14 protein-coding genes are annotated in these 13,991 nt (G+C 61.7%); 5 read left to right on the plus strand and 9 right to left on the minus strand.

What is annotated here, in order from left to right; all coding sequences use genetic code 11:
* Positions 1-23 precede the first annotated feature (23 nt).
* The 6 genes from FCS99_RS13735 to FCS99_RS13760 all read right to left on the minus strand — a co-directional run bounded on the left by FCS99_RS13735 (position 24) and on the right by FCS99_RS13760 (position 4,089).
* Positions 24-212: a DUF2065 domain-containing protein gene (locus tag FCS99_RS13735; protein ID WP_233352834.1), complete on the minus strand. Its 189-nt coding sequence runs from the start codon at positions 210-212 to the stop codon at positions 24-26.
* On the minus strand, positions 212-1,090 hold the full coding sequence (gene hflC, locus FCS99_RS13740; protein WP_138513532.1) for a protease modulator HflC: 879 nt from the start codon (positions 1,088-1,090) through the stop codon (positions 212-214). Before hflC ends, FCS99_RS13735 begins: the two co-directional genes overlap by 1 nt.
* A complete protein-coding gene (gene hflK, locus FCS99_RS13745) occupies positions 1,087-2,256 on the minus strand; it encodes an FtsH protease activity modulator HflK (RefSeq protein WP_138513534.1) in 1,170 nt (389 codons plus the stop codon). Before hflK ends, hflC begins: the two co-directional genes overlap by 4 nt.
* A gap of 113 nt (positions 2,257-2,369) precedes the next feature.
* The gene (locus FCS99_RS13750; protein ID WP_233352836.1) at positions 2,370-2,903 is read right to left on the minus strand and encodes a dihydrofolate reductase; all 534 of its coding nucleotides are present in this window, start codon (positions 2,901-2,903) and stop codon (positions 2,370-2,372) included.
* A complete protein-coding gene (locus tag FCS99_RS13755; RefSeq protein WP_138513536.1) occupies positions 2,900-3,220 on the minus strand; it encodes a nucleoside triphosphate pyrophosphohydrolase family protein in 321 nt (106 codons plus the stop codon). Before FCS99_RS13755 ends, FCS99_RS13750 begins: the two co-directional genes overlap by 4 nt.
* Entirely contained in the window at positions 3,217-4,089 is an 873-nt protein-coding gene (locus FCS99_RS13760; protein ID WP_233352837.1) for a thymidylate synthase, read from the minus strand. Before FCS99_RS13760 ends, FCS99_RS13755 begins: the two co-directional genes overlap by 4 nt.
* A 269-nt stretch (positions 4,090-4,358) precedes the next feature.
* Here FCS99_RS13760 and FCS99_RS13765 point away from each other — a divergent pair, with 269 nt between their 5' ends.
* The gene (locus FCS99_RS13765) at positions 4,359-4,730 is read left to right on the plus strand and encodes a hypothetical protein (protein WP_138513538.1); all 372 of its coding nucleotides are present in this window, start codon (positions 4,359-4,361) and stop codon (positions 4,728-4,730) included.
* A gap of 284 nt (positions 4,731-5,014) precedes the next feature.
* Here FCS99_RS13765 and FCS99_RS13770 read toward each other — a convergent pair whose 3' ends face one another.
* Positions 5,015-5,419, minus strand: a complete 405-nt coding sequence (locus tag FCS99_RS13770; RefSeq protein WP_138513540.1) for a hypothetical protein — start codon at positions 5,417-5,419, stop codon at positions 5,015-5,017.
* A 417-nt stretch (positions 5,420-5,836) separates the two neighbouring features.
* On the opposite strand from FCS99_RS13770, the gene FCS99_RS13775 reads away from it, so the two are divergent.
* A complete protein-coding gene (locus FCS99_RS13775; protein ID WP_138513542.1) occupies positions 5,837-6,073 on the plus strand; it encodes a hypothetical protein in 237 nt (78 codons plus the stop codon).
* A gap of 391 nt (positions 6,074-6,464) precedes the next feature.
* Here FCS99_RS13775 and FCS99_RS13780 read toward each other — a convergent pair whose 3' ends face one another.
* Positions 6,465-6,938 (minus strand): hypothetical protein, encoded by a 474-nt coding sequence (locus FCS99_RS13780; protein WP_138513544.1) that lies wholly within the window; start codon positions 6,936-6,938, stop codon positions 6,465-6,467.
* Between the two features lie 58 nt (positions 6,939-6,996).
* Positions 6,997-7,674, minus strand: coding sequence for a transposase (locus tag FCS99_RS13785; RefSeq protein ID WP_138513546.1), 678 nt, complete (start codon positions 7,672-7,674; stop codon positions 6,997-6,999).
* A 1,547-nt stretch (positions 7,675-9,221) separates the two neighbouring features.
* Between FCS99_RS13785 and FCS99_RS13790 the strand changes: the two genes are divergently transcribed.
* The 3 genes from FCS99_RS13790 (at position 9,222) to FCS99_RS13800 (ending at position 13,988) form a co-directional block, all read left to right on the plus strand.
* On the plus strand, positions 9,222-9,590 hold the full coding sequence (locus FCS99_RS13790; protein WP_138513548.1) for a VOC family protein: 369 nt from the start codon (positions 9,222-9,224) through the stop codon (positions 9,588-9,590).
* Positions 9,591-9,950: 360 nt separating this feature from the next.
* Entirely contained in the window at positions 9,951-11,534 is a 1,584-nt protein-coding gene (locus FCS99_RS13795; RefSeq protein ID WP_138513550.1) for an ABC-F family ATP-binding cassette domain-containing protein, read from the plus strand.
* 399 nt (positions 11,535-11,933) lie between these two features.
* The gene (locus tag FCS99_RS13800; protein ID WP_233352838.1) at positions 11,934-13,988 is read left to right on the plus strand and encodes a DEAD/DEAH box helicase; all 2,055 of its coding nucleotides are present in this window, start codon (positions 11,934-11,936) and stop codon (positions 13,986-13,988) included.
* Positions 13,989-13,991 lie beyond the last annotated feature (3 nt).

Here is a 13,991-nt window from a genome sequence, read left to right on the forward strand (position 1 = left end):
CGCAAGCATTGCGCTGCAGGCTGTCAGTTCAGCACCCACCAGACCAGGCCAACCCCGGCCCCGACAGCAACAAGCCCGGCCAGCCTGAGCTGGTCCGGGCTCATTTCATTGATCTGGCTCAGAAATCTTTTCATCCCACCGGGCATGAGCGCGTAGAGGAGGCCTTCCAGCACCATCGCCACGCCCAGCCCGACAAGAAGATAGGACGCCACTATTGTCCGGTTTCAGACTGGAAGTAGCGGAAGAATTCGGAGTCCGGCGGGATCACGATCGGCGTGCCCTCGATGATCGCACTCTCATAGGCCTGCATCGACCGGTAGAAGGCGAAGAACTCCGGATCCTGGCCATAGGCCTGGGCGTAGATCGCGTTCCGGCGGGCATCGCCCTCACCGCGGATCCGCTCGGCTTCTGCCCGGGCTTCAGCGCGGATGATCGTGGCCTGGCGATCCGCATCGGCGCGGATTTCCGTGGCACGCTGTTCACCCTCGGCGCGGATGCGGGCCGCTTCCTGGTCGCGTTCCGAGCGCATGCGCTGGAACACATTGTCCGCGATCTGTTGCGGCAGGTCGGCGCGCAGGATGCGCACATCGATCACTTCGATACCGAAATTGCCGGTTTCCACCTGGGCTTCCACCGCGGCCTGCACCCGGTCCATCAGCTCGGCGCGCTGGCCTGAGATGACGTCGGAGGACGGAATGGAGGCGATCACGCCACGCAGGCTGTCTTCCATGATCTGCTGCAGGCGAATGCGCGCGCGGCGCTCTTCCGTGAAGGCCTGGTAGAAGCGCAGCGGATCGGTGATCCGGTAGCGCAGGAAGGCGTCCACGATCAGGCGTTCCTGGTCGGAGGCGAGGATTTCCTCGGCATCCAGATCCAGTTCCAGATTGCGCTTGTCGAAGATCAGGACGTCCATGATGAAGGGCGTCTTGAAGTGCAGGCCCGGATCGGGCTCTGCCGATTCATTGACCGCATCCACCGGCTCACCCAGTCGCAGGATCAGCGCCTGCTCGGTTTCCGAGACGGTGTAGACACTCTGGAGGCCGACAAAGAGCGCGGCCACCAGGACAACAATTCCCAGAGTGCGGATCATTGGTCGCCTCCTTGCGCATTGCGGACGGGGTTGCGAACCCGGTTACGGCCGAGCTGGTCGAGCGGCAGGTAGGGCATCGCCCCGGCCTCGCCGTCCAGAACGATGATGTCGGAGCGGCCGATCACCTGTTCCAGCGTTTCCAGATACATGCGGCGACGCGTGACATCGGGTGCCTGGGCGTACTCGTTATAGATCGAGATGAAGCGGTCGGCATCACCCTGGGCCTGGGCAATCACGGAGTCGCGATAGGCTTGGGCCGCCTGGGTCAGCTGGGCGGCTTCACCGCGGGCAGCCGGGATGACCGAGTTGGCGTGCGCGGTGGCATTCAGCTGGGCGCGTTCGGCTTCCTGCTGGGCCACATCCACACCGCGGAAGGCGTCAATGACCCGCTCCGGCGGCTGGGCGTTTCGCAGGTTCACCTGCAGGATCTCGATACCGGCCTCGTACTCGTTCAGGGTTTCCTGCAACAGTTCACGGGTCCGGCGGGACACTTCCGACCGGCCTTCGGTGATGATGAATTGCAGGTCCGAGGTGCCGACGACTTCACGCATGGCGCTTTCGGCGATCGCACGGACCGTGCCTTCCGGATCACGCACATTGAACAGGAAGTCGCGCACACCATCCGGATAGGTCAGGTCAACGCGCCATTGCACGGCGAAATCGATGTCGACGATATTCTCGTCGCGGGTCAGCATCTGGCCTTCGGAGCCCTGACCGATCGTCATTTCATTCGTCGTCGTGACTTCCGGCAGCTGCACCGTCTCGATCGGAGAGGGAAGCTTGAAATGGAAGCCCGGCGAGGAGGTGCGGGAGTATTCACCGAAGCGCATCACGACGCCGGCCTGGTTCGGGCCGACCTGGTACCAGCCGGAGCCCGGCATCAGGAACCAGATGACCGCGATGACCGCGACGATGAAGCCGAGACCGAAGGCACTGGCGCCACCGCCACCCTTCTTGCCGCCGCCGCCATTACCGCCGCCCTTGCCGCCAAACAGGCCGCCGAGCTTGCGTTGCAGGTCGCGAACAACTTCATCCAGATCGGGGCCCTGGTCGCCCCCGCCACCGCCGCCATTGGGCCGCTGGCCCCACGGATTCTGGTTATTTCCGCCGCCGCCGGAGCCCCAAGGGCCCCCGCCGCCGCTACCCTGATTGTCGTTCCACGGCATGGGTTGGATTGATCCTCTCGCTATTTCGACGCCTTACATGAACGCAAGCGCGACCGGGTTCAAGGGTTAGTGGAGGGGAACCGGCAGGTACACAGTCCCGCTATCCCTGCCGGCTAGGGGTGGGGCGGCTTTTCCAGGCAGCGCACGATGAAGGCATGATCATCCCCCTCGCCGGCCGGAAAGGCCTCGCGGTGGATTTCATGCCAGGCGCTTTCCTCGAAGACCGGGAAGACCGCCTCGCCCTCCGGCTCGGCCTCGACATCGGTCAGGTAAAGCCGGTCCGCCCTGTGCAGGGTCTCTGCATAGATCTGCGCCCCGCCGATCACGAAAATCTCGTCGGCCCCGTCCAGCAGGGCCGCCTGGACCGCGGCATCCAGCGCCGCATCCAGCGCGGTAAAGACCTGTGCGCCCTGCGCGGCATAGCCGGTCTGGCGCGTCACCACGATATTGGTCCGCCCCGGCAGGGGTTTGAAGGGCAGGCTCTCCCAGGTCTTGCGCCCCATGATCACCGGCTTGCCCTTGGTGGTCGCCTTGAAATGCTTGAGGTCCGAGGACAGCCGCCAGGGCAGATCCCCCTCGGCCCCGATCACGCCATTGCGGCCCCGCGCGGCGATCAGGCAAAGCTTGGGAGATTGGATCGCGCTCATTCCGGTGTGTCCCGTTCCAGCCAGCTCAGCCATTTTTCCTGCACGGCGGCGTCCAGATCGATACCCTCATCGCGGGCCAGCAGCAGGAGCATGCCCAGCGCATCGGCCATTTCCAGCGCCAATTGCGCCTTCGCCGCTTCGCCGGACGGTTTGCGGGTGCGGCCGGTCGCGGTGAGATAGGCCTGCGTCAGCTCGCCGATTTCTTCCTGCAATTTCAGCAGATACCAGTCCCCCGACCGGTCGATCTTGAAATGCGCGGCATAGATATCGGAAACCTGCGCGATCTTGTCCGCGAGCGTGCCGAGCTGTCCGGTCACACCGCCACCGGGGCGGCAATGCGCGGCAGCGGGTCATAGCCCTCCAGCGTGATGTCCTCATATTCAAAGGCGAAGAGATCCTTCGCGTCCGGATTGAGGTGCAGCTTGGGCAGGGCTTTCGGCGTGCGGGACAATTGTTCGCGCACCTGGTCCATATGGTTGGAATAGATATGGGCGTCGCCGAAGGTGTGGATGTACTCGCCCGGCTCCAGCCCGCACACCTGCGCCACCATCGCCGTCAGCAGCGCATAGGAGGCAATGTTGAACGGCACGCCCAGGAACATGTCCGCCGATCGCTGATAGAGCTGGCAGGAGAGTTTCCCGTTGGCGATATTGAACTGGTAGAGCGTGTGACAGGGCGGCAGCGCCATGTTCGGCACATCCGCCGGGTTCCAGCCCGACACGATCAGCCGGCGCGAGGACGGGTTCGACTTGATCTGCTCCAGGATGTTGGAGAGCTGGTCGATCTCGGTGCCGTCCGGGCCCTCCCAGCGGCGCCATTGCTTGCCATAGACCGGGCCGAGATCGCCGTTTTCATCGGCCCACTCATCCCAGATCGACACGCCGCGCTCCTGCAGCCAGCGCACGTTCGTCTCGCCGCGCAGGAACCAGAGAAGCTCGATCGCGATCGACTTGAAATGCACCTTCTTCGTGGTCAACAGCGGAAAGCCTTCCGACAGATCACAGCGCAGCTGGCGCCCGAAGACGGAGAGCGTGCCGACACCGGTGCGGTCATGCTGTTCCGCGCCGTTTTCCAGAATGTCGCGCAGCAGGTCGAGATAGGCGTGTTCCACCGACGAGCCCGCCTCACCAGACGCATCCGGGCGGGGTTTCAGTCCGTCGATCGAGGTGAAAGCCGCATCGGCCATGGCGCATATCCCTGTGGAGCTCGTGTCTGTCCGGCGTCGGAATTCATGTCGCCCAAACAGCCCTGATTCTTCAATCATTCATCCTAGCGCGACGGACGGAATTGCGGAGGGGGCTGTCTGCGGCCATATGTTGGCGAGTCGTGATGTGCCAGTGAAGCCAAGGGCTTCGCCGCTCCGGGCCCGGATCAGGCGCATTTCGTCGCATCGGAATGAAGCCGGGCTTTGCTTGTGCTAGTCTGCTACCACCAACGCCGATCTGGAGGCACGTCTTGCTGACCGCAGAAATGCCCGACACGGACGGAATCGTCCGCATCCGACTGACCGGAGATCCGGCCCACACGGATTATGCCGCCTTGTTTCGCGAGGTCGAGAAATGCGTGCGGACCCCCGGCGCGCGGTCCGCCTTCATCCATGCGCTCGACCTGCGCGTTCTCCCCAGCGAGAGCCTCGCCATGGAAACCTGGGAGGATGCCAGCTTCATCTTCCCCAACCATTTCCCCATCGCCTACCTCCCCCCGCCCGGCTACGGCGCCGAACGCGCCGCCCTCATGAAACGCATCACCGACCGGCATGAATTGCGGGTGGAGATTTTCACGGATGAGGCTGAGGCCGTGGCCTGGTGTCGGGGATTTGCGGGTTGATTGGCTGCATGCATTCAGGGCAGAGCCTGCGTTGGACGAACGGAGTGTCGTTTAACGAAATCAGGCGGGCATCACGCGTTAAGTGCCCGCCGCGAATGGCCCTAACTCCGCGCATAATCTCCACTATGACAAAGCACCGCAGCGGCGCAGTGGCTGCCTAACTACAGGGGCACCTCCGTATCTATATGATACCTTGACACCTCGCGTCGCTGGGCACCGCGTTCTAGCTTTAGCACTTCTTCGCTTGGGATTATATGTTTCTGTCCCAGTGCTTCCCACGTTCATCAAAGTCCTTCACGATAATTCCATGGCGCAGCCATTTCAGTGGGGCGTTTCGCAAAAATTGATTTCCCTGGGCGACTACCAATTTTCAAACATGCAATTGATTGACCGCAAATAGAAACTGTCCATGTCGAAGAAATTTCATCAAATATACACTCTACTTCCGTCAGAGAATTGGGGATTCTATAGAAATCCAATTTAATATTATCCACTCTCATTATTGGCGCGTCGTCAGCTTCCGAACAAGCGTGACCATCGACAACGCCTTCACAATTGTACAACCACACATGAGACAAAACTCCCCGATCTGGATCCCAAATATACACGTAACCAGTAGAGCTATTTACTTCTAAGATGGCCCGTATATCGCCCACTTGTTGAAGAACCCAACTGCCGGGTGAAATCATGTTCAGCTCCTAGTCACGGAAAAAACGGGACAGACACATTTAATCCCAAGATCTCCGACGGGGAGTTACGAGAAAAAATGTGTCTGTCCCAATTTTTCCAGCACTTTCCGCTCCTGCAAGTCGAAAATAGTGCGCCCATGTCAGTCTTGGAACTCTAACACTTTCCAAATAGGGCACCTATCAGCTTGAAGGCCAAGTCTTGTGACCCAGCCACAAAAAAAGAATACCTAAAATGGAAGTCAGAATCATGTAGAAGACATTGTCCCTATTAATGACAAAATCAGGATCAAAAAAAATCCCTTGAATATTTACATAAACCATAAATGCCGACATTAGATAGAATATCACACTCCAAGATTTTCTATCACTCCACAACATGCTTACATCCTCATATATTTTTAGTTCTCATCCAAAAATGTGTCTGTCCCAATTTTTCTCGCGCCCTGGCTCGACCGGATCGCCGACTGGCCGCGCTATCTGGCCGAGGGCACAAGCGCGAGGCAGGAGGCCCTGCTGGGCGATTTCGCACAGTCGGGATACCCGCTGGGATCGGACGCCTGGATCGATGCGCTGGAAACCAAATCAGGCCGCCGACTCAGACCGGGCCAATCCGGACGCCCGAAACGGCGGAGCGGAAAGCCGCCGGATGATTAAATCGGTACGTGTCCCCGGTTTTCCGGTGTCGCTCCGACCGAAACAGCACTGACGAATCCGCCAACAGTGGCCTCTCCACCTTCAACTACATCGTCACCAAACCTCCGGATGAAGGCAATCGCTCCCAAGTCTGGGGTGGGACCATCCGCAACGTCAATTATAATCAGAGTGATATAAAAGCGGCCAGGGTAGTCTCAATGGCTGCTTCGCGAACAACCTCATCCCCATCGTTGACCCAGAATCCTTCTAGTGCTCCGAGCCCATAGCTTCCCGCACGCTGCGAGCAACAGCACTGTCGCCCCATCAGATCCGCTTCATTCAGCGAGTTTTTCGCCACACACGCATAAAAGTTTGGCGCAAAGGAAAGCGCGCGCTCACGCACGCCAAATGGTTAGGTCGTAGCCTTAGGCGACCCCGTCGGAGATGTGGATTCCGAGATCATTTCTCGCTCCTCGATGAGCTTTTTCCATACCCCGGTGGAACCCTCATCGACGTCAGAAACGACAACCAATTTGAAAACGTCGTACCTGGTACGCATGAACTTCAGCACGAATTCCAGAATTTCCGCTGGAGTCTCGTTCTCGTGTGAGGTTGTGACGACGTTTAAGTCATCGTTATCAACAATGATCCAATCAACCTCATCTTCAATTTCCCCAAACTCACTGCCCGTCAATGCAAAATGAACGGCACCTTTTGAGAGCCAATTCTCTGTTAGGGAGCCAATTTCATCCCTCTTTGGAATGAAGTTAAAGTTCAAAACAACGACACTTGGGATGGCGTCCTCATCGACTTTCGAGCGCAACTTTCTTTCGTCGAAAATCATCTCGGCAAGTGAAAACCGGGACAGACACATTTTTTTCCTCATGTTTCCCCGTCGGGGGCCTTCGACGCCGGGCAAAAAACCGGAACAGACACCTTTTTTCTCATATCTCCCCGTCGGGCACCTTCGACGCCGGCCGGCCCCGCGGCCTGGGTCTGAGGACGCGCCCTGACTTGACCTCCAGCGCGCCAACCCAGTCCTCCTCCCCCATCGGATGCCCCGTCTCTGTGAAATACCCGATCCGGGCCTCGATCTCCGGATCCACGCCCTCTGAAAGATAGGTGCGCCAGTCCGGAATGCGCCGGAGAAACGGGATGTCTGACACAAGCGGATCGGCATCTCCCCAGACATGCCCCCTCGCACTCGACCAGGCCCAGTCTTCTGCCCGACCGACCAGCCGCGCGCGGACCGGGTTGAGTTCAATATAGCGAACCGCTGCGAGTGCATGCCCTTCGTCCATGACGCTCGCGCCGAACCGGCCTTGCCAAAGGCATCCCGCCCACCCCATCCGGGCATTGATATGGCGGGCATAAACCTGATGCGTCCGCTTGAGCGCCAGGGCCAGGTCCTGTGCCTGGGACGGCTCCAGGACAAGATGAACGTGATTGGGCATCAGACACCAGGCCCAACACTTCACCCGGAAGTCGCAACAGGCCTTGCCCAGCAGATCGATGTAGAAAGCGTAGTCATCCGGCTCGAAGAATGTCTGCTGACGCCGGTTGCCACGCTGGACCACGTGGTGGGGATAACCGGGCAGGACAAATCGGGCAGAGCGGGGCATGCGCCAACAATGGCAAACAAGATGCGTGAATGCAATTTATGGGTGTATTTTGGGGATTAAATGTGTCTGTCCCGTTTTTCTATAAGACCCGCGACTACGGGTTGGGCCCGAAGGTTGATAACGGTTGCGAACGCCGGACGTCTAAGGCGCCCCGGGGCTGAACCACCACGCAACAGATTCCACCACACCGTCTTGTTCGAGCAGACATACGACGCCACGTCGCCAACTTGTATCACGGAACATAAATGCTCGGTAGTTTTCACCGATTTCAACATTCGCGCACCTACCGCTCGTAACCTCTCGGCTATAGCGGATACCCGCCCCCTCCAAAGCGTCACGAGCGCTCTGGAAGTCTTGCCCGACCACATCGATTGGGAAGCTAGCCTGTGGCGTTTGACCAGTTCGACTAGTCAGGACAAGACGGTTTAGGGGATTTAGCATGAACAGCGCTAACCCCAACAACGCGGCAACAAAAGCACCCCATATGATCAACTTCATATCGCTTCCTCGCAAAAACCGGGACAGACACCTTTTTCTCATATCTCCCCGTCAGAAATCTTCAGAGGAAAAAACGGGACAGACACATTTAATCCCAGCGTTTCCGACGGGGAGATACGAGATAAAATGTGTCTGTCCCAATTTTTTTATACCAAATGTGTCTGTCCCAATTTTTTTATACCCCCTCCCCCGTGACGGAGAGCGAGGCCTATCCCGACGACACCGGGATTCCCCCCTCTCCCGGCGCCTGCGCGCCACCCTCTCCCCAGGGAGAGGGTGTATTCTTTCTGCCCCCGCTTGCGGGGGGAAGTGGCCCGGAGCAGCGCTTCGGGACGAAGGGGGCGCCCGCCTCAGGCGGGCGTGGATCGAGCCTGGCGCCTGCACCGCCGCGCATTGCGCGACGCCCCTCCGCCTCGCAGGCTCGGCACCTCCCCCGCGAGCCGGGGGAGGAAAACTTATCCCCACCCTGAAAACCTGTGACAGACTTGTCTCGACTTCCGGGAAGAGAGGCACGAGCTCAGTCCCTTGTGCCCGGAGGTTTGCGGAGCCTGTCCGCGCGAGGGGGTGACAGCCTGAGCTCCGGCAGGGCCATCGCCCGGGCCACACGGCACAAGGTCACGACCGTGCTGGCACCCAGGCGGTTTCGGTGCGTCGCCCGCAAGGGAAGACGAGCAAATCTCCGCGTGCGGGAGACCGGTCAGGTCACTCACACTCATAGCAAAATCCGACCCGTCAGGTCTCCCGCACACCTCTCATACCGCCAGGCGGAAACGCCGTGGCGCTGAACGCCTTTCCTCCCCATCCCATGGGGAGGTGTCCCGCAGGGACGGAGGGGCCGGCGAAGCCGGAAATCGGCGCTGACGCGCCGCCCCATCGACCCGATGCTGCGCATCGGCCCACTTCCCCATGCAATGGGGAAGAAAGTTCAGGAGCCCCCCCACACCAATCACCCCGAAAAACTGTTTGCCTTCGCCACCGGTTCGGATAATTTACCGGGTGGAACATTTCACGAACATTTCGGAAATATCCGGCCAACGGAGGAGGAAATCATGATTGGCTATGTGACCCTGGGCACGAATGACCTGCAGAAGAATGCGCCCTTCTATGACAAGATCTGTGGCGCGCTGGGCGTTGGCCGCATGATGGATTTCGACACTTTCATCGCCTGGGGCCAGCCGGGCGGCGGGGCCGGCGTTGCGCTGACCCAACCCTTTGACGGACAGCCGGCCACGGTCGGCAATGGCGTCATGGTGGCCCTGCAGGCCAAGGACCGCGCCCAGGTCGACGAAATCTACAAGCTCGCCATGGAGCTCGGCGCTCCGGACGAGGGCGCAGCCGGTCCGCGTGGCGATGAAGGCTTCTATGCCGGCTATTTCCGCGACCCGGACGGCAACAAGCTCGCCATCTTCCACATGTAGGAAGACCGGTCTCCCCCACCGGGGAGAAGTTGGCCTGAAAAGCCAGATGAGGGGTGGTGCGCCAGCGGCCGGCAGGATCTTCCCCGGTGCGGCTGACGCCGCGCGCGCCTTTCCTCCCCATTCTATGGGGAGGTGTCCCGCAGGGACGGAGGGGCCGGCGGAGCCGGAAATCAGTACAGATGCCCGGCGCTGACGCGCCGCCCCTTCGACCCGATGCTGTGCATCGGCCCACTTCCCCATCAAATGGGAAAGAAAGCCCCCACCGCAGACAAGACTGGGCTTGTTGCAGCGCAGCAGGTAAGAGGCGCCCCTGATCACGCGACCTGATCGCCCCACCTGCCGCGAAAGCCTGACCGACCGATGCTGACCATTTCCAATCTTGATTACCGCATCGGCGAGCGTTCCCTGTTCGAGAATGCCTCGGCGCAGATTTCCGGCGGCTGGAAGGTCGGCCTGGTCGGCCGCAATGGCACCGGCAAGTCGACCCTCTTGCGCATCATCCGCGAGGAGATCGAGAAACCCTCCTCCGACACGCCGGTCCGCCTGCAGCGCGGTGCCCGCATCGGCTGGGTTGCCCAGGAGGTGCAGCCCTCCGACCGGACGATCCTCGAAGTCGTCCTCTCCACCGATGCGGAACGCCATGCCCTGATGCAGGAATCGGAGACCGCCACCGATCCCGACCGGATCGCGGAAATCTTCACCCGCCTCGCCGATATCGACGCCTGGACCGCCGAGGCCCGTGCCGCGGAAGTCCTGATGGGGCTGGGCTTCACCGATGCCGACCTCTCCCGCCCGACGCGGGAATTTTCCGGCGGCTGGCGCATGCGCGCCGCCATTGCCGGCGTGCTCTTCTCCGAGCCCGATCTTCTCCTCCTGGACGAGCCGACAAACTATCTCGACCTGGAGGGCGCGGCCTGGCTGGAGACCTATCTCAAGAAATATCCTCACACCGTGCTGATCGTCTCGCACGACCGGGAAATGCTGAACCGCTGCGTCACCCACACCCTGGCGCTGGAGCACAAACAACTCTCCATCACGCCGGGCGGCTATGATGCCTGGCTGAAACTGCGTGCCGCCAAGACCGCCCTGCTGGAAGCCCAGCGCGCCAAGCAGGATGCCGACCGCGCCCGGCTGCAGGCCTTCGTCGACCGCTTCGGCGCCAAGGCCTCCAAGGCCAGCCAGGCCCAGTCGCGCGTGAAAATGCTGGAGAAGATGCAGGACATCTCAATCCCGATCGCCGAGCGCACCACGCCCTTCTCCTTCCCCACCTCGACCGACAAGCTGAACGCGCCGCTCCTGCAATTGCGGGATGCGACCGTGGGGTATGGCGAGGGCGCGAAAATCCTCGACCGCGTCGACCTGCGCCTGGATCCCGATGACCGCATCGCCATTGTCGGTGCCAATGGCCAGGGCAAGACCACGCTGGTGAAATCCATCGCCCAGCGCCTGGAGCTGATGGGCGGCGAACGCACTGCGGCCCGCTCCCTGCGCATCGGCTATTTCTCCCAGGACCAGATGGACGAGCTCAATGAGGGCGAGACCGTGCTGGACCATGTCCGCGACGCCCTGCCCCACGGCACCACGCCGGCCCGCTGCCGCGCCGTCGCCGCCGGCATGGGCTTCCCGCACGAGAAGGTCGAGACCAATATCGAGAAACTCTCAGGCGGCGAAAAGGTGCGCCTCCTCCTGGGGCTCATGTCCCTGGACAAGCCGCACATCCTCATCCTCGACGAACCGACCTCCCACCTCGACATCGACAGCCGCGAAGCCCTGATCTACGCGCTCAATGAATACAATGGCGCCGTCGTCCTCATCACCCACGACGTCTATCTCGCCGAAGGCACCGCCGACCAGCTCTGGCTCGTCAAGGACGGTCGCGCCAGCCGCTATGACGGCGATCTGAATGACTACCGGAAACTGATCCTGCAGGCGGACAAGCGGTAGGCGGGTTCACACCCCTCCAAATCCCAAAATTGTCATCCCGGCCGAATAGCCTGCGAAAGCAGGCTGCAGAGCCGGGACCCATATCCGCGGAACAAGCCCGAAAGCAGGCTCCGCCATTGCAGCCTGATGGAACCCACACCGGGATTATGGGTCCCGGACTTGCGCCCGGCTTTCGCCGGGCATCCATCCGGGATGACAAGGGTTAGATCAGCCAGCCAAACCTCACCCCCACAACTGCATACCCGTCCTGCCGCCGCTGATGCGTGCATTTCCCGAAACCTGTGCTACACGCTGCCCTATTCCGGCCAGTCGCCACTCATCGGCGTCCTTACCGGGACACTGATGGAACCCGGCCCGTGATGGGTGTGGCCGGCATTTTGGCACTGGAAACAGCTTTATATGACCGAGAATAACCGCATTGCGCCGGCCCTTGCCGCTGCGCTTGAGAAAAAGGGCTATGCCGCCCTCACCGAAGTCCAGTCCGCCGTGATCGCGGAAGAGACCGAGGGGCGCGACCTCCTCGTCTCCGCCCAGACCGGTTCGGGCAAGACCGTCGCCTTCGGCCTGTCGATCGCCCCGACCCTGTTGGGCGATGACACCAATTTCAACGCGCCGGACCTGCCCATGGCCCTGGTCGTTGCGCCGACGCGCGAACTGGCCCTGCAGGTCCAGAAGGAGCTGACCTGGCTCTATGGCGAGGCCGGTGGCCGCATCGCCTCCTGTGTCGGCGGCATGGATCCGCGCGCCGAGCGGCGCGTGCTCGAGCGCGGCTGTCACATCGTGGTCGGCACGCCGGGCCGTCTGCGCGACCATATCGAGCGCGGTGCGCTGGACATGTCCCAGCTCAAGGCCGTCGTGCTGGACGAAGCCGACGAGATGCTCGATTTCGGCTTCCGTGAGGATCTGGAATACATTCTGGACGCCGCCCCGGCGAGCCGCCGCACTCTCTTGTTCTCGGCCACCGTGCCGCGCGCCATTGCCGATATTGCCCGCCGGTTCCAGAAGGATGCGCTGCGCATCACCACGGTGTCCGAACGCGGTCAGCACGCCGATATCGAATACCGCGCCCTGACCGTCGCCCCGTCCGACCGCGAGAATGCGATCATCAATGTGCTGCGCTATTACGACGCCGAGCGCGCCATCATTTTCTGCGCCACGCGCGAAGCGGTGAACCGTCTGGCGGCCCGTTTCGGCAATCGCGGCTTTGCCACCGTCGCCCTGTCCGGCGAGTTGACCCAGAATGAGCGCACCCATGCGCTGCAGGCCCTGCGCGACGGCCGGGCCCGCGTCTGTGTGGCGACCGATGTCGCCGCCCGCGGTATTGACCTGCCGGGTCTGGAACTCGTCATCCACGCCGATCTGCCGACCAATGCCGATGTCCTCCTGCACCGTTCCGGCCGCACCGGCCGGGCCGGCGCCAAGGGTGTCTGCGCCATCATCGTGCCCTTCACTCGCCGCAGCCGCGCCCAGCGCCTTCTGCGCGATGCCCGCCTGCAGGTGGAATGGGCCGACGCCCCCGGCGCCGATGATGTCCGCGCGAAGGACCGCGAACGCCTGATGGCCGATCCGGTCCTCACCGAGGCCGTCGACGAGGAGCTGAAGAGCGATGTCGACGCGCTGATGGAGGCCTTCTCCGCCGAACAGCTGGCCGCTGCCTTCCTGCGGGCCCGCCTGGCCAATCTGCCCTCCGCCGAGGATCTCCTCTCCGGCCCGGCCGCCCAGAATGACCGGCCGGAACGCAAGCCTCGCGAGAATTTCAAGGAGAGTGTCTGGTTCCGCCTCTCTGCCGGCCGCCGCGCCAAGGCCGAGCCGCGCTGGCTGCTGCCGCTGATCTGCCGCCTGGGCCATGTCACCAAGCGCGAGATCGGCTCCATCCAGATCGGCGAGACCGAGACCCGCTTCGAAATTGATGCTCAGCATGCCGAGCGCTTCACGGCCGCCCTGGCCGAGAATGGCGGTGGCGAGAAGAATATCCGCGTCACCCCGTGCGACGGATCGGAACTGCAGCGCGCCGGTCGCAATGACGGGCCGACCGATGGTCGCACGCCGAAAATGCGTCACCGCAAGGGTCCGCGCCGCCAGGAGCAGACCGACAGCGACGGCTATCCGCTCGACCGCAAGCGCGATGACTGGAAGCAGGACGGCGAGGACAAGCCGCGCTTCAAGAAGAAGTCCTTCGAGAAGAAGCCCCATGGCGACAAGAAGCCCTATACCGACAAGAAGCCGAAGGGCGGCAAGACGGATTTCGGGGACAAGAAACCCTTTGCCAGAACCGACGACGGCGATCGTCCCTACAAGGCCAAGCCGAAACCGCACGCGGACCGCGCCAGCTCACCCTTGGACAGCGGCGATGTCCCGCTGAAGCGCAAGCCTCGCAAACCCAAGCCCGACGGCAAGCCGGGCGGAAAGTCCGGTGGCAAGCCGCCGCGCAAGGCCAAACCGCCAAAGCCCTGACCG

It is taken from the genome of Maricaulis alexandrii (assembly GCF_005871165.1).
Classification (GTDB): Bacteria; Pseudomonadota; Alphaproteobacteria; order Caulobacterales; family Maricaulaceae; genus Maricaulis; species Maricaulis alexandrii.